This is a genomic window from Silvimonas iriomotensis (assembly GCF_014645535.1).
Lineage (GTDB): Bacteria > Pseudomonadota > Gammaproteobacteria > Burkholderiales > Chitinibacteraceae > Silvimonas > Silvimonas iriomotensis.
Genome location: NZ_BMLX01000004.1, coordinates 237,570 through 262,126, shown reverse-complemented (window position 1 = coordinate 262,126; position 24,557 = coordinate 237,570). Strand labels below are relative to the sequence as shown.

The following is a 24,557-nucleotide window of genomic DNA, read 5'->3' as shown; positions in this document are numbered from 1 at the left end:
GCCGATCGCTGACCGCGCTCGAACCTGCCCGCCCGCCCCCGTCCTTTTTACCGGCTCACCCGCTTGCCGTTCGCCCCGGCTGCCAGTTGCGTCGGCACAAACGACTCCAGCACCGCTTTGCGCATCAGGTCCGGCGGCAGCAGCCCTTGCGAGACGACAAAGTCGTTGAACGCCTGCATGCTGAACTGATCGCCCAGCAACAGGCGCGTTTGCACCTGCAAACCGCGCAGTTGCGTGTAGCCGTAGTAATACGCGGTGGCCTGGCCGGGGCTGTTGAAGGCGTAGCGGTCGATCTCGGATTGCGCCAGCGGCTCTGACAACACCACGTCATCCATCAACACCTGTTTGGCCCTGCCCGGGGTGATGCGGCCGGTGTTGATCATGGGGTCGAGGAAAGCCCGCGCCACGCGCATCAGGCGGGAATCGAGCGAGATCAACTGGCCATCCAGCGGCATATAGGGCTCGATCAAGCCTTCGCAATACACAGCCCAGCCTTCCACATTGGCGCTGTTCTCGGCAAAGATGGCGCGGGCCATCGAGGTGCCGTTTTCCACCATGCTGGAGAACTGCAGCTCATGCCCCGGGCGGGCTTCGTGCGCGGTGAGCGTCCAGGAGGCGGCGTTAAAGCTGTCGTCGTCCATTTTGGCGTCAGACTTGGCGTGCGGGTTGGTCGCCACGATGACGAACTCGCCAAACTCGCCGGTATTGCCAATCAAGCGGGGCGGGTTCATGAATGGCGAACCCACGCTGGCGGCTTCGGCATCTGTGGCCATGCGGATATTGGCGTCGCGGTTGGGCAAGGTCACCAGATGCTGCTGGCGCACAATGGCCTCAATGTCTTTCAGCCGCTGACGGTAGTGCGGCAGCATGTCTTGCGGCGCAATGGCCTGTTTTTTCAGCTCGCGGATCACGTCCCGGTAATCGCTTGAGGGCAAGTGGCGTTCTGCGGCGATCTGGGCGGCAACTGCCTGCATCTGCCCTTGAACTTCCAGGAAATCTGCCGTGGCGCGGGTGATCAGTTCATCCGGGCCGATCAGCACGCCATAGGTGCGCAGGTCATCGGCATAAATGGCTTCAGGCTGGCGGGCATCGGGCCGGGCGTGCGGCTGCAAGGTGGCTTTGGCCCAATCGCCATAATCGTGCAATTGCTTGCTGAGTACGGCCAGCGGTTGCTCCCAGCCCTTCAGGCCGGATTTCGTGAAATCGGCGCGCATGCCGTCAATCAGCGTGTCGATATTGTCCAGTTGCTGCTTGATGTCTTCGATATATGGGCCAGTCAGCCCGGTGCGCTTGAGGTCTTCTTCGGTGCGTTCTCGCGCCAGATCGGTCAGCGGACGATAACCCGGTTCCAGCCCGGCGTAGCGCTTGAGCCGCACCAGCGCGCGGGCCTGGCGCGCCGGCTTGTTGCGCGGCTCCAGCAGGGTATCCAGCCCGTAATACACCACCTGCGGCACGTTGATGTATTGCAGCAGGTACTGGTGATCCAGCTTGAGCGTGGTGGCCTGCGCCTGGACCGAGTGGATGAGGATATCCAGATCCTCCTGCACTTTGACATCGTGCTCGGCCGCGCGGCTGGTCTTGAGCTGGGACAGCAGTTTGTCGGCCTGCGCCAGTTGCCGGGTGTACACACCGGGGCGCAGATCGGCAATCTGGGTATCGAATGCTTCATCGCCATTGGCCGAGGCAGATTCCGGCTCAAACATGCCTTCTGCATGGAGCACCGGCTGGGCAAACTGGTTACTGCGGGCCACCCACGCAGGCGGGCTGCCGGCAAACACGACGGGGGCGGCAAACGACAGCGTAAACCAGGCTGCGCAGGTCTTCAAAAGCATGGGGATCTCCGGATAGAAGAAGTAGAAGGCCGCGGCCTGTTGGGCCGTGGTCAATCCGCTACAAGGGCCTGACGTTATGAGGGGCGCTGACGAGCGTCAACTTTGTGTGAGGCGGATGTGACATTCAGGTTGCAGTGGGTGGCGTCACCACCTCAGCCCTTCCCCGCCGGCATCGGCAATGGCAGCGATGCCGTGTGTTTCACCGGCGCCAGCGCCACGCTGGATTTCACGCTGCGCACGCCTGGCAGGCTGGTCAGTTTGTGCATGACAAAGCGCGACAAGGCCGGCAGGTCTGGCACGATCACGCGCAGCAGATAGTCGGCATCGCCGGTAATGCCAAAGCCTTCCAGCACTTCCGGCATGGCTTGCACGGCAGCGGCGAATTCGCGGATGGCGGCTTCACCGTGGCGTTCCAGAATCACGCTGACAAAGGCCTGCACCGACAGCCCCAGCAACTCCGGGTCCAGCGTGACGCGGTAGCCGCGCACCACGCCGGACTCTTCCATGCGCTGGATGCGCCGGCCAATCTGCGAGGGCGACAAGGGCACGTGCTGGCTCAGTTGCTGGTGCGAGGCACGGGCGTCCTTTTGCAGCTGCTCCAGAATCTGGTAATCGAACTTGTCCAGCATTTATGCGTACTCCGTGCGTAGATACGCTCATCATTGCACGTTTCACGCATGATTGAGCCAATTCCGGGCCGATTTTGCGCCAGTTGCGCGTGCCAACGGCCGTAAACTGGGTACATGGCGCAAACAGGAACAAGATCATGAACCAGGCTGAAGAATTCATCGTGCCTGACATCACCGTCCGCAAGAACGCGGGGCTCAGTCACGATGCGGACTACACCATGCCCCAGCCGCAGGACCGCTACACCAAGGCCGACCACGCCACGTGGGCGACGCTGTACGCGCGCCAGGTGGCGCTGCTGCCAGGCCGGGCTTGTGATGAATACCTGGCCGGGATCGCCGCCTTGCAGGTCAGCCCGGAGCGCATTCCGGACTTTGCCGAACTCAACCGCCACCTGATGGCGGCCACCGGCTGGCAACTGGTCGCCGTGCCGGGGCTGATCCCGGGTGATGTGTTCTTTGAGCACCTGGCCCACCGCCGTTTTCCGGTCACCTGGTGGATTCGGGAACCCGACAATCTGGACTACCTGCCAGAGCCGGATATTTTCCACGACCTCTTCGGCCACGTGCCCTTGCTGATGGACCCGGTGTTTGCCGATTACGTGCAGGCCTACGGCAAAGGGGGTGTCAAAGCTGACAGCCTGGGCGGGCTGGACATGCTGGCGCGGCTATACTGGTTTACCGTGGAATTCGGCCTGATCAACACCCCCAAAGGCCTGCGGATTTATGGCGCCGGGATTTTATCGTCCAGCTCGGAGTCGCACTACAGTCTGGAGAGCGACAGCCCCAACCGGCTGGGGTTTGATCTGACACGGATCATGAAAACCCGCTATCGCTACGACTCGTTCCAGAAAACGTACTTTGTGATCGACAGTTTCGAGCAACTGTTCAAGGCCACCGAACCCGATTTTGCGCCGCTGTACGCGGCCATTGCCGACAAACCGGAAATCCCCGCGGGTGACATTTTGCCCGGCGACACCGTACTGCACCGGGGCACGGGTGAAGGCTGGCCAGACACCGAAGATGCCTGAGGAGCCCGCTATGACCACCCACAAGCTACCCGACGCCGAACGCACCACCGCCCTGCAAAGCCTGCCAGGCTGGCAGAACGCCAAAAACCAGGACGCCATCTGCCGCAATTTCAAGTTCAAGGACTTCAACGCAGCCTTTGGCTTCATGACCCGCGTAGCGCTCAAGGCCGAGCAAATGAACCACCACCCGGAATGGTTCAACGTCTACAACCGCGTCGAAGTCACCCTGACCACACACGACGCCAAAGGGGTATCGGCGCTGGATATCGAGATGGCGCGGTTTATGGATGAGCTGGCGGGGCAGTGATCCCCGCGCAGCGCTCCAGCCCAAAAAAGGGATCGCATCGCGATCCCTTTTTCACATCCCGTCCTGTTCATCATGAGTGCCCCAACTGCAGCTCCACCCAGTGTTCCGCGTGGTCGTCCTTCAGTGGCAGTACCGTGCCTTGCTGCTCTTCGCCGTCGACCGTGAGCCGGGCGCCGGGTTGGTCGCTGCGGCGGATGTGGATGCGCCAGGTGCTCTGGCCAAAGCGGTAGGTCAACTCGAAACCGGGCCAGTCTGGTGGCAGCAGCGGGGTCAGGCGCAGGGTGTCGGCTTCGCGGTGTATGCCCAGTAATGATTCCACGATCAGCCGGTACATCCAGCCGGCAGAGCCGGTGTACCACGTCCAGCCGCCGCGGCCGGTGTGCGGGGCGACGCCGTAGACATCGGCCGCAGCCACGTACGGTTCGACCTTGTATTGCGCCACTTCAGCGGCGTCACGGGCGTGGTTCACCGGGTTGATCAGGTTCATCAGTTCCCAGGCGTTCCTGGTATCGCCCATATGGGCAAAGGCCATGGTCGCCCAGACGGCGGCGTGGGTGTACTGGCCACCGTTTTCCCGCACGCCGGGTACATAACCCTTGATATAACCTGGCTCCAGATGGCCTTTGTCAAACGGCGGGTCGAGCAACTGGATCAGCTTGTCAGGGCGGCGCACCAGGTTGTCGTTGAGCGATTGCATGGCGCGTTGCGCACGGATCGGGTCGCCCGCGCCAGAGAGCACAGACCAGCTTTGGGCGATTGAATCAATGCGGCATTCGGTATTGGTGGAGGTGCCCAGCGGCGTGCCGTCGTCAAACCAGGCGCGTTTGTACCAGTCGCCATCCCAGGCGTGTGTTTCCAGCGATTGCTGCAACTGGGCAGCTTCCTGGGCGCAGCGTTCGGCAAAGGCGGCGTCACCGTACTGGCGGGCCAGTTTGCCGTACTGGCACAACACCTCATACAAAAAGAAGCCCAGCCAGACGCTCTCGCCCACGCCGTGCTCGCCCACCAGGTTCATGCCGTCGTTCCAGTCGCCCGAACCCATGAGCGGAATCCCGTGCGGGCCGTAGCGCAAACCATGCAGGATGGCACGCACGCCGTGCTGATACACCGGTTCCCGGATGTCGCTCACACCGGGCAAGTCGTACCAGTTTTCTTCATCCGGGTTAAGCGGCCGCCCGGTCAGGTAAGGCACGGTTTCATCCAGAATGGCGATGTCGCCGGTGGTTTCGACATAACGGCACAGCGCCATGGGCAGCCACAGATAGTCGTCAGAGCAGCGCGTGCGCACGCCAGCGCCGGTGGGCGGGTGCCACCAGTGCTGTACATCGCCATCCATGAACTGGCGGCTGGCGCACAACAGCACGTGTTCGCGCATGCGGACGGGTTCGGCGTGGACCAGCGCCATGGTGTCCTGAATCTGGTCGCGGTAACCAAACGCGCCGCCAGACTGGTAATACCCGCTGCGCCCCCACAAGCGGCACGCCAGCACCTGATACACCAGCCAGCCGTTGGCCAGCAGATTGATCGAGGGGTCCGGCGTTTGCACCTGTACTGCGCCAAGGACGCGCTGCCAGTATTGCCGTACATGTTCCAGCGCATCGGCCGCAGTGGTGTTCCCGCGGAAGCGGGGCACCAGCGAATCGGCCTCGGTCATGTCCTGGCCGGCGCCCAGGCGGAAAGTGATCTCCCGCTCCTGACCGTCGACCAGGGCAAAGGGCACCTGGATGGCGCCGCACGGGTCCAGCGCCGCACCGACACGGCCAGACAAGCGGGTGCGCTCCATGGCAGCCGGGCGGGCGTGGGTACCGCCGCGGCCAATGAACTCGCGCCGGTCAGCAGTGATTTCCCGCAAGGGGTCATCCACATCAAAGAACGCCACCTGCGTACCGGCGGCGGCGCTGTAGCTGTTGCGGGCGTACAGCGCGCCGTTGGCCGGCGAGACCTCGGTGACCACAAACGGCGCGGTTTTGGCGCGCAAATCGCCCAGTACCCATTCCACGTAGCCGGTGGCGGTCAGCTTGCGCGTGCGGCCAGAGACATTCCTGATCTTCAGGCGCGAGAACTTTACCGGCGCATCCAGCGCAACATAAACCCACAGCTCTGTGTGGATGCCGTTTTCTTCATGTTCAAACACGCTGTAGCCAAAACCGTGGCGGGTGATGTACTCACCCGTTCCGCGCACGGGCAGCGGGGTGGGCGACCAGAACTTGCCGGTTTCCTCGTCACGCAGGTAGATCACCTCGCCGCCGGTATCCTGCACAGGGTCGTTATACCAGGGCGACAGACGGAACTCGTGCGCGTTGCCACGCCAGGTATAGGCCATCCCGCTTTCGGAAATCATGGTGCCGAAATCGCTGTTGGCCAACATGTTGGACCACGGCACCGGCGTGCGCTGCGTATCACGCGTGCTGATGATGTATTCGCGCCCGTCGGCAGAAAAGCCGCCCGTGCCGTTGTGGTACTGCAGATCCAGCGTCTGCCGGCGCGGCGGCTCGGGTAGCGTACTGGCCGTGCTGCTGGTCACGGGCAACGGCGGCGGCGCTACGCTGAGCGCGCCGCGGCGGGTGACCTGATCCTGCAGACTGCCGCGGGTATCGGTGATGATGATGCGGGCCACGGTTTGCAGCAAGGTGCGGTCTTCGACAGACATCTGCTCGCCATTGCGCACAAAAACGCCGCCAGGCTTGTCGTTGACGTTGGCCTCCATACCGGCCGAAATCAGCCCCATGATCTGGTCTTGCAACGACTGGCGATACCCCACGTGGTCTTCATTGAGAATGACCAGATCAACCGCCAGCCCCTTGAGCCGCCAGTAGGCGTGCGCCTGCACCACCTGGCGCACAAGGTCAATGCGGCCCGGGTCGGCAATGCGCAGCAGCACAATCGGCAGATCGCCAGAGATGGCATAGCCCCACAAGCCGGACTGGCCGCGCCGGTTGTTCATCAGCACCGCCACTTCAGCGCGCTGCGCGGCGTTGGGGTACAGAATGGCACCAGCCATGCGGCCATACAGCTGGCCATCGGCCTCGCTGGCGTTGATCTGCCGCAGCAACACCAGATTGTGCGTCCAGGCCAGATCAAACACCCGGTCGGCAAGGCGCCGGTCACGGTATTTCTCGATCAGCGCCAGCGCGCCGTCACGGGTATCGGCCATCCCCAGCACCAGGTCGAGCGTCACCGTGGCTTCGGGTTCCAGAATGATGTGATGGCGCACCGCGACCACCGGGTCCAGCACCGCGCCTTGCGTATTGGAAAGATTGCCCGTCGACGTCAGCGCCGCCGGCGACGCCAGCGTATTGCCGCGGCCAATAAAGCGCGCGCGGTCGGTCTCGCAACTGAAGTTGTCGACATCGGCACCGTGCACCGCCATCAAGTGCAGCAAATACGGCTGCGCTTCTTTTTGCTCGCGCCGGCGACGGTGACACAAGATGGCCTGTTGTTCCGGCAGGATTTCACTCTCGACAAACAGCTTGCTGAAGGCCGGATGGGCGTTGTCGGCGCTGACGGGGGCGATGACGACCTCGGCATAGCTGGTGACTTCCAGAATGCGCCGGCGCCGGGCACGGTTGGTAATGCGCATGCGCCGCAATTCAATGTCATCTTCCGGCGAGACAACGATCTCGCTTTTGACGTCGTAACGCTGATCCTGGCGATGAAACTCGGCGTGCGCCTCAGAAAAGATGGCGCGGAAGTTCTCTCCCGGCATGCCGCAGGGGCGAGACGCGGACGACCAGAACAGGCCGGTTTCCAGGTCACGCAGATAGCAATACACCCCCAGTTGATCCAGCGTGGGGTCTTCTTGCCAGCGCGTCACCGCCATGTTCTTCCAGCGGCTGTACCCGCTGCCGGCGTTGTTCACCATCACGTGATAGCGGCTGTTGGACAGCAACTGCACTTCCGGCGCCGGGGTATCGGGGCGGTCGAACTCGCGGATCGACGCTTCGATGGCTTCGGCCTGGGCGCTGCTGTTGGCAAACTGGCCGGCCCGCGCGTACACGGCAATGGTCTTGGGCACGCGCTCTTGCAGCAACAGCATGGTGGCCTGGCATTGCGGGTCAGCAGCAAAACGCTTGAGCATGGGCTGGCCAAGCAAGGCATACGACAACGACAAAAACGCCATGCCCTGATGGTGGGCCATGAACGAGCGCACCATGGCGTGCTTCTGGCCGCGCGGCAGGCGGGCCTGGGTGTAGTCGATGGCCTCGTAATAGCCGTACGCGCCTTCTGCGCCCATATTGCTGAGCTTTTGCAGGTTCTGGCAGGCGGCAGTAGGCGCCACCATCAAGGCCATCACCGTGGCATAAGGTGCGATCACAAGGTCATCCACCAGCCCGCGCTTGAGCCCCAGCCCCGGCACACCGAAAGCACGGTACTGATAGTTAAGGTGCGCGTCGGTGGTGTTGTAGCCCGATTCGGAAATCCCCCAGGGCACATCAGCCTGTTTGCCGTAGGCGATCTGTGCGCGCACGGCGGCACGGCAGGTGGTGTCCAGCAGTGTTTCCGGGTAGGTCGGCATCACCAGCATGGGCATGAGGTACTCGAACATCGAGCCGCTCCAGGACACCATCACCGGTTCGTTTTCTACCAGGGTTAACAGGCGGCCCAGCGCAAACCAGCTTTCTTGCGGCAACTGGCCCTGGGCGATCGCCACAAAATTGCACAGGCGGTTTTCAGAGGTGAGCAAGTCGTACCGACCGCTGTCGCGCCGGTTGTCGTCGCAGTTGTAGCCCACTGCCAGCAAGTGCACGGACGGGTCATACAGAAAGTCGTAATCCATCTGCGCCAGTTCCAGCGCCTGTACCGCCAGGGCGTTCATCAGCGAAAGACGCTCGTGCGCGTGGCGGCTGGCGGCGACAACCTGTTCGGCCAGTTCCGGCGGCAGCTGCCATTCATCACTGGCGACTTGGGCAAAGCCCGGCAAATCACGCAGCAGCGGGATGTGATTGAGCGAGACCACCTGCGCGCGCTGCGCCTGCGTCCAGGTCGCCCAGGGCAGCAAATAGCCGATCTCGCCCAGCGTGGCGTGGCACTGGCGCTGTACCGAGGCCGCCGCGCGGCGCAGTTCATTCTGTTCGGGGTCAGCCGGGATCAGCGCGCACAGCGTATCGATATCCTGCGCCAGGCCATTGAGCGTGCTCCAGGCATCGGCCGGGCTGGCGGGCGGCGCCACCAGCGCCCCGCTGATCTGCGACTGCAATTGCGACAGCGCGGCCGGTGCGGCGTCTGGCCACAGGCTGCTGAGCAGTTTGATGCCGTCATCCAGCCCGTGCCACAGCATCGGGTGGATGATCGGGTCATCTGTCAGCGACAACAGGCCCTGGCGCAGCGTGATCAAATGCCCGGCCAGATTGCCGCTATCCACGGTTGAGACATAGCGCGGGGCCAGCGGTTGCAGGCTGCGCGTGTCGTACCAGTTGTACAGATGGCCGCGATAGCGCTCCAGGCTCAGCATGCCGTTGAGCGTGTTGGTGGTGCGCTCCAGCATGGCGCCGCCGCACAGATAACCAAAGTCATACGCCGTCATGTTGGCCAGCAGCGAAAGGCCGATATTGGTGGGCGAGGTACGGTGGGCAATCACGCCTTCATCCGGTACTTCCTGGAAATTATCGGGCGGCAGCCAGTGTTCCTGGGCGGTGACAAAGGTTTCAAAGAACAGCCAGGTCTTGCGCGCAGTCCGGCGCAAAAGGCGTGTCTGGTCGGCATCCAGTTCGGTGGCAAATGCGGTCGGCGGCTGGCTGATCCACCAGGCCAGCACCGGCGACAACAACCACAAACCAGCCAGGATGGCGGCAAATACCAGCCAGGTAACATCAATCAGCGGTGCGCACACCAGAATGGCCACCGCCGCGACCGGGCCGATCCACATGGCCCGGATAAAGGTCTTCAGGTCATAGCGCGCGGTACTGCGCGCGACTTCCGACGTTGACCACTCCAGCAGATGCTTGTGGGTAAACCATTTGCGCCAGAGCGTGCGCAAAATGGCGCCGGTGGTCACCAGCGTTTCATGCGGCAAGGTTGCCAGGCGCAAACCCAGTTGCGTGGCCTGTACCCAGATCAGATGGCTGTTGGTAAACAGATGCTGGCGCCAGGTAATGCCGCGGGGCTTGCGCGCCAGATCCAGCAGCGCCGACAGGATCGTCGGCAGCCACAACACGGCCAGCAAGGTGCCCAGCCACAAGCGCGGCACTGGCAGGACGGTCGCCCCCAGCACGGTCAGTACAATCAGCGACAGCGGCACCAGACTGCGGCGCAGATTGTCCTTGAGCTTCCAGCGCGACAGGATGCTGAGCGGATTGGGCACGCGCTCGCCGGCCTCATTCTTCACCTTGAAGAACAGCCAGCCAGACAGCTGCCAGTCGCCGCGCACCCAGCGTGTGCGGCGCTGGATGTCAGTCAGATAATTGTCGGGAGAGGTCTCGTACAGCGCGACATCGCTCAACAAGCCGGAGCGGGCGTAGCAGCCTTCCAGCAAGTCATGGCTCAAGACGGTGTTTTCCGGAAAACGCCCGGCCAGCGCTTGCTCAAAGGTGGCGACATCGTAAATACCCTTGCCGATGAACGAGCCCTCGCCAAACAGATCCTGGTACACGTCAGACACCGTGCGCGTGTAGGGGTCAATGCCGGGTTCGCTGCCAATCAGCCGGGCATACATGCTGGGGCCGCCCGGTGGCAGGCTCTCTGCCACACGCGGTTGCAAGATGCCGTAGCCCTCAACCACCCGCCCCAGTTTCTCGTCATAGCGCGGGTGATTGAGCGGGTGCGCCATGGTGCCGACAAACTGGCGCGCGGCATCACGCGGCAACTGGGTATCGGTATCAAGCGTGATCACGTACTTGATGTTGGACAGCACCGCCGTCTGGCCAATCACGGTAGAGAACGGCTCGGTCACCCCGTCACGCAGCAGCACATTGAGCGCCGCCAGCTTGCCGCGTTTACGCTCGTAGCCCATCCATTGCCCTTCACGCGGGTTGTAGCGGCGCGGGCGGTGGAACAAAAAGAAGGTATTGCCACGGGGCGACGGGTACTGGCTGTTCAGCGCGTTGATGCGGGAGGTCACCAGCGCGATCAGCGCATCGTCATCGGGCATGTGCTCTTCGGCAGCGTCGGTGAAGTCCGTCAGCAGGGCAAAGTGCAAGTGCGGATCGCGGTTGCCCAGGAAACGTACTTCCAGGTCATCCACCAGCCGCTCAACACCCGCCACGCTGCCCAGCATGCCGGGCACCACCACCAGCGTGCGCAACTCGGGCGGGATACCGCGGCTGTAATCAAGCCGCGGCAAAAAGCGCGGCACGGCCAGGTGCGTGGCAAACAGGTTGACCAGCGCCACGCCCAGCTGGCTGGCCGCCAGCAACAGCGCAATGGTCAGCACCACCCACAGCACCGGGTTGGTCAGGCCGGCCTGCCACACTTTGTAGAGCATGGGCAGCGCCACGCCGAACGTGATCAGCGTGATCGCCCCCAGATAGCAGGCCACCGGCGCCCGGGCAAAGCCGCGTTTGCATTTCAGCCATACCGGCAGTTGCGCCTTGCAGGCTTGTTCCAGCTGCACCAGGCCTTCGCCAGACAGGTAAAACCCGACATGGGCCTTGCGATCGGTGTGAATGGGCGAGTCGATCAGCGGGCCGCTGCTGGCTGCGGCGGCCGCCAGATCCACCACCTGCTGCGCCACCGCGCTCTCTGCCATGCGGGCGCGCCGGGCGGTGCGTTCCACCGTATGCCGGTACTGGTCACGCGTGGCGAAATCCATATGCGTGTACATGCCCGCCGGATCACTGATCAGGATTTGCTCGACCACGCTGAGGGTTTCGACAAACTCGCGCCAGTTGGTCGCGCCCAGCAAGCGCAAACTGGAAATACTGTTGCTGATGGATAACTGGTTGGCCGATTGCTGCCGGTTCTCTGCCAGCACCATTTGTTCGATGGTCTGGCCCTGCTCGGCCAGCACTTGCTCGATCCAGGTCAGCGGCAAGGCCAGTTGCGCCCCCTGCCCTTGCAGGCGCCGCGCCAGTTCTGCCACAAAGGTATGCCCCATCGCCGGCCCGGACCGGGCCATGTCGGCCACCAGCAAGATCAGGCTTTTGGGGTCTTCTTCAGAGGCCTTGATCATGCGGCTGGCCCACTCTGCCGCCAGATTGCGGTCTGCACTGTCTGTGGCAATGCTGGCGCTGACCCGGCGCAGGTTCTCGATCAAGGCCAGCCGCAGCATGATCGGAATCGCCCACAGTTCACCCAGCGTCAGTTCAGACACTTGCTGATAGGCCGAGACATAGCGGCTCAGGCTTTCCAGATCCCAGCGGCCATCACCGTGGGCAATGGCTTCCAGCGCGATCTCGTACACCCGCGGCATCCCGGCAGATTCACCCTCGGCCAGCCGTGGCAAGCCGCGTCCGTAGCCCTTGGGGAAATGCCGCTTGGCGGTGCGGATCTGTTCTTCAATCAGGTAGAAGTTATCCAGCAGCCATTCCCCGGCCGGGGTCAGGCGGGTGGCGTTAGTGGTATTGGTCAGCACGCGGCAGGCGTTGACCAGAATGGCCTCGTTCTCGGCCAGCCGTGCCAGCAACTGATCTTGCTGATACGCCGCGCCAATGCGGTGGGACGCCGCCAGCGTGCGGCCGTGCCGCTCCATCTGGTCTGCGCTGAAGAGTTCTGCCCTAAGCGGCGCCTCGGTAGCGGCAAAGCCTCTCAGGTCGTTTTCATCTTCTTCAAGCGTGGATTTGTTCCACAGGCGCCCGGCCTGGCGGGCGTAAGACTGGTCGATCGTGGCCAAGGTGCATGCCTCCCTGCTGGTGCGCCTGCAAGGCAACCTGCTGGCGCGTGCCGAACGATAAGCGTGGGTGAACACTTGCCCGAACGGCAGACCGCAAGGACCGGGGTGTTGCGCCGGTCGTCAAACGTTCAGCCTGGCGCAAAGCGCGCGCTACGGCCCGGCGGGACTGCATGCTCGCCCGCCAGCCGGTATCCGGGACGCCAGCGTGTGAACGCCGACACTGTTCATGAGTGTGCTGCTGTGCACCAGGCGCGTCTGTCAGCGGCGCGGGGCATGCATGTCAGTGCGTTCCTACCATGGCTGAACCGCCGCCCGGGCCGCTGACCGGTATTTATTCTCGTGCTCAGGGCCTTGTCTGGCTCACGCGCGGCCCCATCCTCAACTGGATAGTCCGTTTGATTTTCCGCTTCTTCGGGCGCAGCCGCGCGTTCACAGCCAGTCCAAGGTGAGACTTCATGAGCAAAACTTCTCTGGAAAAAGACAAAATCCGCATCCTCCTGCTGGAGGGCGTTCACCAGAGCGCAATCGACGCCTTCAAGGCGGCCGGTTACGCCAATATCGAAGCTTTGCCCGGCGCGCTCAGTGGTGATGAACTCAAGCAGAAAATTGCCGATGCGCATTTTGTCGGCATCCGCTCGCGCACGCAGTTGACCGCAGAGGTGCTGGCGTCGGCGCAGAAACTGGTGGCGGTCGGTTGTTTTTGCATCGGCACCAACCAGGTTGACCTCGTCGCGGCGCAAAAGCTGGGGGTTGCGGTGTTCAATGCGCCGTACTCCAACACCCGTTCGGTCGCAGAACTGGTGCTGGCAGAAGCGATCTTGCTGTTGCGCGGCATTCCGGAAAAAAACGCCAGTTGCCATCGCGGCGGCTGGATCAAATCGGCCAGCGCGTCTTATGAAGTGCGCGGCAAGCAGCTGGGCATCATTGGCTACGGCGCCATCGGTTCACAGTTGTCGGTCCTGGCCGAAGCGCTGGGCATGCGCGTGGCGTTCTTTGATACGTCATCGAAACTGCCGCTGGGCAATGCCCAGCAAATTGCCGACCTGGACAGCCTGCTGGGTCAGTCTGACATTGTGACGCTGCACGTGCCGGAAACCGCCTCGACCAAAAACATGATCGGGGCCGCCCAGTTGAAGGCCATGAAGCCGGGCGCGGTGCTGATCAACGCCGCCCGCGGGACGGTGGTGGATATCGACGCCCTGGCCGCCGCCATTGAAAGCAAGCACCTGGCCGGCGCCGCAATCGACGTGTTCCCGGTAGAGCCCAAAGACAACAAGGAAGAGTTTGCCTCGCCGCTGCGCCAGTTCGACAACGTGATCCTGACCCCGCATATCGGCGGCTCCACCGTCGAGGCGCAGGCCAATATCGGCGTGGAAGTGGCAGAGAAGCTGATCAAATACAGCGATAACGGCACCACAACGTCGTCGGTCAATTTCCCGGAAGTGGCACTGCCGCAGCAGGCCAGCAAGCGCCGCGTGCTGCATATCCACCGCAATATTCCGGGCGTGTTGTCGGCCATCAACAGCGTGCTGTCGGCCGACCAGATCAACATTGCCGCGCAATACCTGCAAACCAACGCCGAGATCGGCTACGTGGTGATCGACGTCGATTCTGACTACAGCGATACCGCGCTCAAGAAGCTGGCCGGCGTGGAAGGCACCATCCGCTTGCGCTTGCTGTTCTAGTCCCGGCCAGACCCGGTGGCGGCCAGTGACGGGCCGTTGCCGGGCGCTGCGCGGTAGCGCATGCGCCGCGCAAACAAGTGATCCGGCACGCCTGCTGCGGCAAACGGGCGGGTGCTGATCGTCACAAAACCCAGTTTGCGGTAAAGCGCCATGGCGCCGGTATTGCTGACCAGCACATCCAGAATGATGTCCTGGCTTTTGCGGGCGGGCACAAGGCCGTTGGCGAGGGCATGGTGAAACAGCGCCACAAACACCCCTTGCCGGCGCCAGCGGGGGGCCGTGGCGCAATGGGCAATCAGCGTCTGGTCTTGTTGCGGCACGGGTATTTCACGTTGCAGGACCAACCCGCGCCGCAAAATCCCGGCGGTTTGCCGCCAGCCAAAATGCTGCATCAACTGCATGGCCAGATACGGCCCGTTCAAGAGCCCGCCGCGCCCGTCCTGCACGCCCATGACCGCAACCGGCTGATCAGCCAGCGTGGCCACCTGCAAATGCTGCCAGGAAAAATGCCCCATGGGCTCGCTCAGCGCGTGCTGCAAAAAGGCGATGGTGTCCTGGGCCGGGGCCTCGAATAACCAGGCAAATTCAGTTTGGGCGGCTTCATGGATCAACGGTGCCAGCACGGCAGCGTCGACGGCCGAAGCCGGGCGAAAGCGCAAGGTGGATAAATCCAGCGGTGCCAGGGCACTGGCGTCGGGGTAGGCAATGGATGCCTGCGCCGCGTTCACAGCGTCAACTCCGGCCGGACAAAACTCAGTTCAACGGGTTGATTACAGCTGACCGCCCAGTACAGGTTGTCCGGCAGCACGCCGCTATGATGATCTTGCTGCGGCGCGGTGACATAACCATGCATGGGTGGCTCGCCATACACGTGCTGGCGCAGGCCGCCTTTGTAGGCCGCCTCCCGCAGGGTCCACAGCCGGTAAAAACGCGCGCTGCGGCTGTCTTCATCGGCCGCGGCCACCCAGGCCAGATCCGCTTCGTCACAGGCATGCTTTGCCAGCGCCAGAATCTTGCGCGGGCGGGCTTGTTCCAGATCCAGCCCCAGTTGCAAACCGGGCGTATGCGCTACCGCCACGCCCAGCCAGTTTGCCGTGTGAGAGATCGACATCGCCAGCGTCGGCCAGCCGGCAAAACAGGGGCTGGCTTCTTCCCGTTCAACCAGATCAGCCAGGCTCAGCGTCGGGCCGGCCAGCTTGCGGGCGGTATCAAGCAGCAACAGTCGCCCCAGCATGAGTTGGCGCTGCCGCGGCGCATGGCTGATGCCCGACAGGCGCGCGCGCGTGGCAGCAGACCAGGGCTGCGCCAGCAAGGCGGCATCAGGCAGGGTGTGGTGATCCTGGAAAAGGGCGACGGTGACAACAGGCATGGCTGGCAGTTTACACGCTGCCCGGCGGTCATGACTCATGGGGCCTGTTTGATCATCCGCTTGCAACCGGGTCTGGCAGGGGTAGAAAAAAAGAGGCCCACCCCAGATGGGGCGGGCTTACGTGGGTGCTGGGGGGGTAGCACCCATCGTCAGACCCGCGCCGGCCACCATTGCAGTGGCCAGCACAGGGTCAGTCGGTCACGGGAGATAGAGCCTTAACGGGTCAGACTCTGTGGTGCGCTGGCCGGCGGATTATCCGCACCGGTAGATGTACCAGAGGTACCAGCTGCATAGGCACCTGCGCCCAGCAAAACGGTACCGGCGATCAACGCGACATTCACGAGAGTTTTACGGATTTGCATCGTGTACTCCTTTCCAGTGGTTAAAACAGAAAACCTCAAAAATCTCTGGGAGGTAGTGGTACTAATGCAAGGGTCGTGCCAGCTTTGTTAAAGCCAGCAATATCAAGGGTTTGCGGTGAGGGCGTTTAAAAAGGGCCAGAATTGCGGGTGAAAACAGGGGGTAAATGTCGTCAAAACCCGACGCCGGCCGACTGTCAAACCCGGCAAAGCCAGGTTTGACGTGCGCTGCGGCGCAATATGAATGTCGCCATCAAGCGACACCCTCTGAACCTTGCCGGAACAAACCCGGATTAAGCCCGTGTTTTTGCAACAGCCGGTAGAACTCCGTGCGGTTGCGACCGGCAATGCGGGCGGCATCAGTGACGTTCCCATCGGCCACTTTCAAAAGCTGGGTGAGGTAATCGCGCTCAAACCGGGACTTTGCGTCGTTGTAGTTCAGAATGCCCTGGGCTGGCAGCCGCAAGGCGCGCTGTACCAGCGACAAGGGAATGATTGGCGCCGTTGCCAGCGCGCAGACTTGCTCGACCACGTTGTACAACTGGCGCACGTTGCCAGGCCACGCCGCCGACACCAGCGCCTCCATGGCGTCTGGCGCATAGCCCGTCACCGATTTGCTGTAACGCGTGGCAATCTGGGTGAGGAAGTGATTCGCCAGCAGCGCAATATCCTCGCGCCGGGCCGATAGCGGTGGCAGCGTCAGTGACACCACGTTGAGCCGGTAATAAAGGTCTTCCCGGAACTGGCCGGCAGCAATGGCCGCATCCAGATCGCGGTGTGTGGCCGAGACAATACGCACATCCACTGCCACCGGTTCACTGGCGCCCACCGGCCGCACGGCTTTTTCCTGCAGCACCCGCAGCAGTTTTACCTGCAATGGCAGCGGCATATCGCCAATTTCATCCAGCAGCAAGGTGCCACCGTTGGCAGCCTGAAACAGACCCCGGTGATTGGCCAGCGCGCCGGTAAAGGCGCCCTTGATGTGACCAAAGAGTTCAGACTCCAGCAATTGCTCCGGGATCGCGCCGCAGTTCACCGCCACAAATGGGCCCCGCCCGCGCGGGCTGGCGCGGTGCAGCGCGCGGGCCAGCACTTCCTTGCCGCTGCCGCTTTCACCCTGGATCAGCACGCTGGCGTCACTGGCAGCCACAAGCCGCGCTTCACCCAGCAGTTCTTCCATGATCTGGCTACGGCTGATCAAGCCGCCACGCCAGTCTTCACCGCCCTGCTGTTGCGTGCTGCCGGCGGAAGAAGTCAGGTTGAGCGCCTGGGCGATTTTCTCCAGCAGGATGTGGGCATCAAACGGTTTGGTCAGATAACAGAACACGCCGCGCTGCATGGCGTCCACGGCATCCGGAATGGTGCCGTGCGCCGTCAGCAGGATCACCGGCAAACCGGGGTGGCGCTGGCGGATTTCTTCAAACAGCGCCATGCCATCCTGGCCGGGCAGGCGTACGTCGCTGATCACCAGTTGCGGGCATTCCACGGCGATCTGCGCCAGCGCCTGTTCGGCAGAGGCCACCGTAGTGGCACGGTAACCCGCGGCCTGCAAACGCAGCGCCATCAGCCGCAGCATGTCGGCATCGTCATCCACAAACAAAAGGTGCGGCTTTTCCATGGTCATTCCTTGCGGGCCGGGGCGGAGGCTTTGTCCCCGGCCATGTCTTTCTCGATGTTCTTCAGGGCGTCCAGCTGGGTTTTGATCTGGTCGGCCCGTCGCTGCGCGTCTTTGGTCGCGGCAGTTTGTTTATCCAGCTGGTCTTCCAGCCGGCGGCGGTCATTCCATTGCTGGCCCAGCATCTGCGCCGCGCCCCGCAAGGGGTTGTCGGTGCGCGCGGCGTTTTCCGCCAGGCTGATGGCCCGGGCCAGATCCGGCGGATTGCGCGTCTGCGACAGCAAGATGGCTTGCTTGAGCATGGTTTCCGGCGTTTGCACGCCGTTGGCCAGCTCGCCGGCGCGCCGGGTCAGTTCGGCGGCGGGCATGGCCCGGGTAAAGCTGTAGAAGTCGACCAGGGTGTGCACCGGATCAGGCGGCGGCGGGGTCGGCTCTGGTACAGGTGTCGGGGTGGGCGTCACTGCGGGCGGTGGCGCATGCCGAAGGCCCCAGCCCTGCGCGCAACCACCCAGCAGGCTCACTGCCAACCACAGCGCCAGCGGGGCAAAAGAACGGGGATTAATGCGATTCATCGGGTAGTGTGATCCTGAAGCGGGCTCCCGGGCCCGCTGCGACGAGTTCAACGATGCCACCATGCGCTTCGACAAGCTCGCGCACAATGGATAAGCCAATGCCGTGCCCGGGTGATGCTACGGCCGGCTGGCCGCCGCCCCGGTAGAACGGCTCAAAGATGCGTGCGGCTTCGGCGGCCGGAATCCCGGGCCCGTCGTCCGCACATTCGATAATGGTGCTGCCATCGGCCTGCATGCAGGACAGTGCCACCGTCCCGCCCTCCGGACTGAAGCGGATGGCGTTGGACAGCAAATTGCCCACCACCATGGCCAGCTTTTCGCCATCTGCGGTGATCACGGCATTGGGGCCGGTGATGCTGACCTCAAGATTGCGCGCCTGCCATTGCAGTTTCTGGTCTTCTACCGTGTTTTCAAGCACTTCACGCACATCCACTGCCACACGGGTCAGGCGGCGTGCCTGCCAGGCAATGGTCTGATAGCGCAGCAGGTCTTCGATCCGCGCCTGCAGCGTCAGCACGTTTTGCTGCAGTATGCCGGTGATCTCGCGCTGGCGCGGTTCCAGCGGCCCGATAATCCCTTCATCCAGCAGCGCCACACCTTCACGCAAGGCCGCCAGCGGCGTCTTGAGTTCATGCGAGACATGATGCAGCACGCGGGTTTTTTCTTCGTCCGATGACAGCAGGCGGCGGCGCAACCAGTCCAGTTGCACCCCCAGCTGACGCAAATCCCCCGGCCCTGCAATGACGACCGGATCGGCCAGCCGGTTCTCGCCCAACTGATGAATGGCATCCACCACGCGGCGCAGCGGGCGGGCAAAACCCAGGTGCCAGGCCACGATCAACACCACGGCAATGCCGCCAACCGCGATCAGCTGCCACATCAGCAGCGTGCGCTGGCGGTCCAGTTCATGCAGGAAAGAGTCATTGCGGTTGGCAATGCCGACGCGTACATCCTGGGCGATCTCGTCGTTGAGTTCGCGCAGGTGCGCAAGTTGGGCAAACAAAAAGCGCTGTTGTTTCCCGGCTTCGTCAAAAGAGCGCGCCAGCACGGCGCCAGCGGTCTCAGAGGTATCCAGCCATTCGTTGAACACCGGCTGATGCAACCCGGAATTGGCTTTCACCGCCCGCAGCGCTTGCTGCGCTTCTTTCCAGGCGTCCATGTAACGGTCACGAAAACTGGTGTCGTTCAGGATCAGGAACTGGCGGGCGCTGCGCTCCATGGTCAGCGTGCGTTCCTGCAGGCGCTGCGCCTGTTCGGTCAGCGTGGCGGCATTTTGCGCAGCGGTACGGCTCTGGCGTCCCAGGCTTTCCATCATCCACAGCGCGTTGACCGAGGTGGCACCCAACAGCGCCACCGTGGTCAAAAACAGGGTGACAGACCAGAAACCCAGCGATTGCGGAAACAGTTTCAGCATGAACAAGGCTCCGCCAGGGCCGTCCTGGCATATTGTTTTGCACCGGCGCATGCACACGCCGTCAAGCCCCGCCCCGCCTGGCTTTGCGCCAGTTCTGTACTGCCCGTGCGCGGCGTCTGGCGCAAAAACTGCGCGACACCGGTCCGCTTTTTGTTCTTTAATCGTAGAGCTTCAGGCCCACCCGTAGCGGCCCGTTTGCCTTGCCTGACCTTACCACGCTGTCCGGACGACAGCCGCTCTCTTCGTTTCTGCCGGCGCTGCGCCAGCCCGGTATCCTGGTGGCCAACCCGGCCCGAATCCAACCGTGGAGCCTGGCATGCAAGACCTGGATTTTCTGCCATCCTTTCCCTTTGAATTCAATGTAGTCGCTCTTTTCGGCATTTTGCTGGTCGCCGCGTTTGTGGCGGGCGGTGCCGTGCATAAATCCGGCTTTTTGCCGCGAGTGACCGGTTTTACCCTGGTCGGCATGTTGCTGGGCAACAGCGGCCTGGACATCATCGACAACGCCACCGTGCTCAAGTTGCGCCCCTTGCTGGATATTGCGCTGGGCGTGGTGCTGTTCGAGTTCGGTCAGCGGCTGGATTTTAAATGGTGGCGGCAAGATCGCTGGCTTGCAGTCAGTTGCATCACTGAAAGCATCCTGGGTTTTGCGCTTGCCTTTGGCGCACTGCTTTATCTGGGCCAGCCCCCGTTGCTGGCGGGCATGGCGGCGGCCATCGGTATTTCCACCTCGCCCGCCGTACTTTGGATGATCGCCCGGGATACCCACGCTGAAGGCCAGTTGACTGATCGCGCCATGAATCTGGTGGCGGCCAATGGTGTCATTGCGTTTATCACGGTGTCCATGCTGCTGGCGTTCTTGCACCTGGATCAGGGCGCGCCGTTGCGGCTGGCCTTGCTGCACCCGCTATGGGTGGTGGCCGGGTCGATTGTGCTGGGTTTTCTGGCCGCCCGCAGTACCTTGTGGCTCGCCGGCCTGACCAGCAAGACCAGCGACAGTCGGCTGGCCATTGTACTGGGCATGGTGCTCACGGCGATCGGGTTTGCCTCTGTCCTGCATTTTTCGGTGCTGATCACGCTGCTGGTATTTGGCGTGTTCATCAAGAACCTGGATCACGAACACCGCGTGGCGGCGGTTGATGTCGGCCGCTATGGCTCTTTGTTCCTGGCGGTGCTGTTCGTGATTGCGGGGGCCAGCCTGTCCTGGCACACGCTATTGCTGGGTGGCATGGCGGCGCTGGTCTACACGCTGGCCCGGTTTGCCGGCAAGTTCCTGGGCGTGATGCTGATCTCGCCGTTCTCTGGCCTTGGCGTTCAAAAGTCGGCCTGGCTGGGACTGGTGTTGTTGCCGGTGTCGGGCACCGCGCTGGTGCTGGCCGAAGACGTTGCCCGCTTGTACCCGCAGTTTGGCGAAACCCTGCGCGCCATTGTGCTGGGTTCGGTGGCGCTGCTGGAGCTGGTCGGGCCGATCCTCACCCAACTGGCGTTGCGCATGGCCCGCGAAACCCGGCAGGCCTGACAGACGGCGCGCAAGGAACGAAACACCAGGGGCAACGCTCCAACCAGCCCGCACAGCATGATGAGTGTGTCCGCCCAGGACACCAGGAGGCGCAATATGGACGAGATGGATTTTCAATCTTCGCCCCGGATGTCCATGGGTGTGGAACTGGAACTGCAGGTACTCAACACGCGGGACTACAACCTGACCCGCGGCGCACCCGATCTGCTGCGATTGCTCAGCAAAACCCCGTATAAAGACCTGATCAAGCCCGAAATTGCGCAAAGCATGATCGAGCTGAATTCTTCCATCCACCATCGTTATGACGAGTTGCTGCTGGAACTACGTGCCTTGCGTGACGAGGTCACGCGCCAGTGCGGCAAGCTCAATCTGGCCGTTGCCGGCGGCGGCACGCACGCGTTTCACCAGTGGAGCGAACAGCGCATTTTTGATATGCCGCGCTTTCATCAACTGTCCGAGTTATACGGTTATCTGGCCAAACAGTTTGTCGTGTTCGGCCAGCACGTCCATCTGGGCTGCCCCAGTGGCGACGATGCAGTGTATCTGGTGCATATGCTGTCGCGGCATATCCCGCATTTCATTGTGCTGTCGGGCTCTTCGCCGTTCTCGCAGGGGGAGGACACCGCGTTTCATACCGCGCGGCTCAATGCCATCAACGCTTTTCCGCTGTCGGGGCACATGCCGTTTGTGCAAAGCTGGGATGAGTTCCGGGCCTTTTTCGAGCGCATGAAAAACATGGGCGTGGTGGGCAGCATGAAGGATTTTTACTGGGATATCCGCCCCAAGCCCGGCTACGGCACGGTGGAACTGCGCGTTTGCGACACCCCGCTGACCGTAGAAAAAGCGGCGGCGCTGGCGGCCTATGCGCAAGCGCTGGGCCAGTATTACCTGACCGAGCGGCCGTACCAGCCCTCGTCCGATGTTTACGAGCTTTATACCTACAACCGGTTCCAGGCCTGCCGCTTTGGCGCGCAAGGCAATCTGATCGACCCCTATACCGGCCGGCATACCGATATCGGCAGCGATATTCTGGCAACGCTGCAGCGGGTCATGCCCTATGCTGAACAGTTGCAAGGCCAGGCCGGGCTGAAAGTGCTGCAAAGAGAGATCGAAGAAAACGGCTCTGACACGCGCTGGTTACGCCATACGCTGGAGAAAGAACAGTCCATCAACGACGTAGTGCGCCTGCAGGCGGGGCGCTGGATGACGCCCGCCAGCCCGCCCGGATCGGCACGCTAGCTTCCCCAGTCACACCACGGCCCGTTTTTCCAGCAAGGATTGCAACTCGATCAGGTCTTGCCGGATAACGGCCACAAAATCGGCCAGATCATCCCAGTGGTCAGTGGCTTCCAGGGACGATGCCAGTTCCTGGCATTCATACAGGAACATGGAGGGCTCCAGCACCGAAAGCCCCCCGGTCAGCTTGTGCAGCCAGCGCCGCAGCGCCTGGGTGTCTTCGCGCCGGCTGATCTCGTCCAGCGTGCATATGTCCTGTGTCGTTTGCTCGGCAAACGCGGTCACGTAAGAAGCAGGCACCGCAGGAAAGTGCGGCGGCAGTGCCTCTTCGGCGTCTTCCGTTTCGGCCAGGCGCCAACGGTACCTGGTTGGTTGCGCAAGCAGCGGATACGCCCGGCGGCGTGGTGTGCCCGGCAAGCAGGACATGCGTTACCCGGTGCATGCCGGGCAGTGAGCGCTCAAGATAAACAGGTGGTCCAGGCCAGGACATAGAAGGACATCGAAAAGCGGATTTGTGCTGCGCCATCATGGCCGGACGCCGCATTGGCCGGGGCCTGATTGACCGACATACCCGCCAGCCGCGCCGGGGATCAGAACAGCGTGCCCTGCTCTACCTGGATGTTGTCGGCTTCACGGGTCAAATTGCTGGCCTTGATCCCCAGCAGCCGGATCCGGCTATTGATAGGCACCCGGCGCAGGCATTCTCTGGCCGCGGACACAATGTCTTCAAAGCCGGCGCTGGGGCGTTGCAGGGTGATATCCCGCGTGACGGTGTGAAAGTCGGCAAACCTCAGCTTGATGCCGATCGTATAAGACAGATAGCCTTTTCTATCCAGGTGATCCGCCAGTGATTTGCACAGATCAAGCAGGTAATTGGTCAACACCGGGCGGTCTATCTTGACGTCCAGATCACGGCCAAACGTGGTTTCACGGCTGATGGATTTGGGCTCTGCTTTGGTCACCACAGGGCGATCATCCAGCCCGTGCGCAGACCGGTGCAGCCACGCGCCATATTGCTTGCCAAAGTTCTCTTGCAAGACAAACGGATCAAAATGCGCAAGCTGTGCAATGGTGGTAATGCCCAGCGCCGCCAGTTTCTGCGTGGCCTTGGGGCCAATGCCGTTAATCTTGCTGACTGCGAGCGGCCAGATTCTTTCTTCAATTTCATCATCGCGAATAATGGCAATGCCATTGGGCTTGTTCATTTCTGAACACATCTTTGCGACAAGTTTGGTAGAAGAAATACCGATAGAACAGGTTAAGCCGGTGGCCTGAAACACCACGTCTTTCAAGCGGGTGGCAATGCTCATGGAATCGCCCGGCATGCTGGCGATATCGATATAGATCTCATCAATGCTGCGGTTTTCTATATCAGGCGCAATTTCTCTGACCGCGTTCTTGAACAGCGCAGAGTAATGCCGGTAAGAATCAAAATCTGCCGGCAGCAAGATCGCATCGGGCGCCAGCTTTGCCGCCTTCATCATGCCCATGGCCGAAAAAACCCCCAAAGCCCGGGCCTCGTAGGTGGATGTGGTCACCACACCGCGCCCGACATAGTCTTTCAGGCGTGCGTAGGTGAACACACCGTTGCCATGATCCTGCGGCCGGGATGCGCTTCCCCCGCCAATCACCACCGCCTGGCCCCGTAACTGCGGGTAGCGCAGCAACTCTACCGACGCGTAGAACGCGTCCATATCCAGATGGGCAATCCGCCGTGGCAGCGCCGGCACATCCGCGGGCTGCACCGCGGTGGCGTCATCGTGGCCCATGCAAGCGCCCTCGCCCGGCATGGTGGCCAGCCAGATGACACCGCAACAGCCTGCGTCCGGCCATCAAGGCCCGGGGGCAAAAACAATCGCAATCAACGGGGATGATCTTGCGCNGGGGGGGGGGGGGGGGGGGGGGGGGGGGGGGGGGGGGGGGGGGGGGGGGGGGGGGGGGGGGGGGGGGGGTTTGGCAGGCGTCGCGCGACAGATACGCCTGCATTTACGGCACATAGAGTTGTATCGAACGACACATAAACCCGCATCAAGGAAATATCCGCTTCGGCCGAAAAGCCGCGCACGCCGGTGCGTTCAAACGTTATGTTGAAGGACTGATCTCCCTTCGCAAAAAACAGACAAAAATGCCACCGTCAGGGAGTTACAGTATTTATGTCGATTAGATCGATATAGACTCCCCGACTGTACTCACTCTGCTTGCCTCAGGTGGCAGCGGTAGCAATC

The 24,557-nt window shown here is 62.3% G+C and carries 16 protein-coding genes; 5 read left to right on the top strand and 11 right to left on the bottom strand.

The genetic code is table 11. The features are described from left to right. Positions 1 to 47 precede the first annotated feature (47 nt). Together IEX57_RS15680 and IEX57_RS15675 are read right to left on the bottom strand one after the other, a co-directional pair. On the bottom strand, positions 48 to 1,832 hold the full coding sequence (locus tag IEX57_RS15680; RefSeq protein ID WP_188705289.1) for a DUF885 domain-containing protein: 1,785 nt from the start codon (positions 1,830 to 1,832) through the stop codon (positions 48 to 50). A 152-nt stretch (positions 1,833 to 1,984) separates the two neighbouring features. After that, entirely contained in the window at positions 1,985 to 2,461 is a 477-nt protein-coding gene (locus tag IEX57_RS15675; protein WP_188705288.1) for an Lrp/AsnC family transcriptional regulator, read from the bottom strand. A 137-nt stretch (positions 2,462 to 2,598) separates the two neighbouring features. Here IEX57_RS15675 and phhA point away from each other — a divergent pair, with 137 nt between their 5' ends. Next, the gene (gene phhA / locus IEX57_RS15670; protein WP_188705287.1) at positions 2,599 to 3,489 is read left to right on the top strand and encodes a phenylalanine 4-monooxygenase; all 891 of its coding nucleotides are present in this window, start codon (positions 2,599 to 2,601) and stop codon (positions 3,487 to 3,489) included. A gap of 10 nt (positions 3,490 to 3,499) precedes the next feature. Next, entirely contained in the window at positions 3,500 to 3,796 is a 297-nt protein-coding gene (locus IEX57_RS15665; RefSeq protein WP_188705286.1) for a 4a-hydroxytetrahydrobiopterin dehydratase, read from the top strand. 70 nt (positions 3,797 to 3,866) lie between these two features. Here IEX57_RS15665 and IEX57_RS15660 read toward each other — a convergent pair whose 3' ends face one another. Continuing rightward, positions 3,867 to 12,563, bottom strand: a complete 8,697-nt coding sequence (locus IEX57_RS15660) for a glycoside hydrolase family 94 protein (protein WP_188705285.1) — start codon at positions 12,561 to 12,563, stop codon at positions 3,867 to 3,869. 455 nt (positions 12,564 to 13,018) lie between these two features. On the opposite strand from IEX57_RS15660, the gene serA reads away from it, so the two are divergent. Continuing rightward, a complete protein-coding gene (gene serA / locus IEX57_RS15655; RefSeq protein WP_188705284.1) occupies positions 13,019 to 14,248 on the top strand; it encodes a phosphoglycerate dehydrogenase in 1,230 nt (409 codons plus the stop codon). On the opposite strand, the gene IEX57_RS15650 is transcribed toward serA, so the two are convergent. The 6 genes from IEX57_RS15650 to IEX57_RS15625 all read right to left on the bottom strand — a co-directional run bounded on the left by IEX57_RS15650 (position 14,245) and on the right by IEX57_RS15625 (position 19,577). Next, positions 14,245 to 14,976: a GNAT family N-acetyltransferase gene (locus tag IEX57_RS15650; RefSeq protein ID WP_188705283.1), complete on the bottom strand. Its 732-nt coding sequence runs from the start codon at positions 14,974 to 14,976 to the stop codon at positions 14,245 to 14,247. The genes serA and IEX57_RS15650 overlap by 4 nt on opposite strands. Beyond that, entirely contained in the window at positions 14,973 to 15,617 is a 645-nt protein-coding gene (locus tag IEX57_RS15645; protein ID WP_188705282.1) for a 4'-phosphopantetheinyl transferase family protein, read from the bottom strand. The genes IEX57_RS15650 and IEX57_RS15645 overlap by 4 nt, the downstream gene beginning before the upstream one ends. A gap of 215 nt (positions 15,618 to 15,832) precedes the next feature. Then, positions 15,833 to 15,979 (bottom strand): hypothetical protein, encoded by a 147-nt coding sequence (locus tag IEX57_RS15640; RefSeq protein ID WP_188705281.1) that lies wholly within the window; start codon positions 15,977 to 15,979, stop codon positions 15,833 to 15,835. A 250-nt stretch (positions 15,980 to 16,229) separates the two neighbouring features. Continuing rightward, positions 16,230 to 17,594 (bottom strand): sigma 54-interacting transcriptional regulator, encoded by a 1,365-nt coding sequence (locus IEX57_RS15635; protein ID WP_229709055.1) that lies wholly within the window; start codon positions 17,592 to 17,594, stop codon positions 16,230 to 16,232. Between the two features lie 2 nt (positions 17,595 to 17,596). Further along, on the bottom strand, positions 17,597 to 18,163 hold the full coding sequence (locus IEX57_RS15630) for a hypothetical protein (RefSeq protein WP_188705279.1): 567 nt from the start codon (positions 18,161 to 18,163) through the stop codon (positions 17,597 to 17,599). Further along, positions 18,150 to 19,577 carry a sensor histidine kinase gene (locus IEX57_RS15625; protein WP_188705278.1) on the bottom strand — a complete coding sequence of 476 codons (1,428 nt, stop codon included), beginning with the start codon at positions 19,575 to 19,577 and terminating at the stop codon, positions 18,150 to 18,152. Before IEX57_RS15625 ends, IEX57_RS15630 begins: the two co-directional genes overlap by 14 nt. Positions 19,578 to 19,893: 316 nt before the next feature. On the opposite strand from IEX57_RS15625, the gene IEX57_RS15620 reads away from it, so the two are divergent. Together IEX57_RS15620 and IEX57_RS15615 are read left to right on the top strand one after the other, a co-directional pair. Then, positions 19,894 to 21,096, top strand: coding sequence for a cation:proton antiporter (locus IEX57_RS15620; protein WP_188705277.1), 1,203 nt, complete (start codon positions 19,894 to 19,896; stop codon positions 21,094 to 21,096). A 96-nt stretch (positions 21,097 to 21,192) separates the two neighbouring features. After that, positions 21,193 to 22,335 (top strand): YbdK family carboxylate-amine ligase, encoded by a 1,143-nt coding sequence (locus tag IEX57_RS15615; RefSeq protein WP_188705276.1) that lies wholly within the window; start codon positions 21,193 to 21,195, stop codon positions 22,333 to 22,335. Between the two features lie 9 nt (positions 22,336 to 22,344). On the opposite strand, the gene IEX57_RS15610 is transcribed toward IEX57_RS15615, so the two are convergent. Together IEX57_RS15610 and dinB are read right to left on the bottom strand one after the other, a co-directional pair. Further along, positions 22,345 to 22,758: a hypothetical protein gene (locus tag IEX57_RS15610; RefSeq protein ID WP_188705275.1), complete on the bottom strand. Its 414-nt coding sequence runs from the start codon at positions 22,756 to 22,758 to the stop codon at positions 22,345 to 22,347. Positions 22,759 to 22,922: 164 nt separating this feature from the next. Then, positions 22,923 to 24,101: a DNA polymerase IV gene (gene dinB, locus IEX57_RS15605; RefSeq protein WP_229709054.1), complete on the bottom strand. Its 1,179-nt coding sequence runs from the start codon at positions 24,099 to 24,101 to the stop codon at positions 22,923 to 22,925. Between the last annotated feature and the right edge of the window lie 456 nt (positions 24,102 to 24,557).

Coding starts and splice junctions, on each gene's coding strand:
- IEX57_RS15680 (WP_188705289.1), bottom strand. CDS start 1,832: ATGCTTTTGAAGACCTGCGCAGCCTGGTTTACGCTGTCGTTTGCCGCC.
- IEX57_RS15675 (WP_188705288.1), bottom strand. CDS start 2,461: ATGCTGGACAAGTTCGATTACCAGATTCTGGAGCAGCTGCAAAAGGAC.
- phhA (WP_188705287.1), top strand. CDS start 2,599: ATGAACCAGGCTGAAGAATTCATCGTGCCTGACATCACCGTCCGCAAG.
- IEX57_RS15665 (WP_188705286.1), top strand. CDS start 3,500: ATGACCACCCACAAGCTACCCGACGCCGAACGCACCACCGCCCTGCAA.
- serA (WP_188705284.1), top strand. CDS start 13,019: ATGAGCAAAACTTCTCTGGAAAAAGACAAAATCCGCATCCTCCTGCTG.
- IEX57_RS15645 (WP_188705282.1), bottom strand. CDS start 15,617: ATGCCTGTTGTCACCGTCGCCCTTTTCCAGGATCACCACACCCTGCCT.
- IEX57_RS15640 (WP_188705281.1), bottom strand. CDS start 15,979: ATGCAAATCCGTAAAACTCTCGTGAATGTCGCGTTGATCGCCGGTACC.
- IEX57_RS15635 (WP_229709055.1), bottom strand. CDS start 17,594: ATGGAAAAGCCGCACCTTTTGTTTGTGGATGACGATGCCGACATGCTG.
- IEX57_RS15630 (WP_188705279.1), bottom strand. CDS start 18,163: ATGAATCGCATTAATCCCCGTTCTTTTGCCCCGCTGGCGCTGTGGTTG.
- IEX57_RS15625 (WP_188705278.1), bottom strand. CDS start 19,577: ATGCTGAAACTGTTTCCGCAATCGCTGGGTTTCTGGTCTGTCACCCTG.
- IEX57_RS15620 (WP_188705277.1), top strand. CDS start 19,894: ATGCAAGACCTGGATTTTCTGCCATCCTTTCCCTTTGAATTCAATGTA.
- IEX57_RS15615 (WP_188705276.1), top strand. CDS start 21,193: ATGGACGAGATGGATTTTCAATCTTCGCCCCGGATGTCCATGGGTGTG.
- IEX57_RS15610 (WP_188705275.1), bottom strand. CDS start 22,758: ATGTCCTGCTTGCCGGGCACACCACGCCGCCGGGCGTATCCGCTGCTT.
- dinB (WP_229709054.1), bottom strand. CDS start 24,101: ATGGGCCACGATGACGCCACCGCGGTGCAGCCCGCGGATGTGCCGGCG.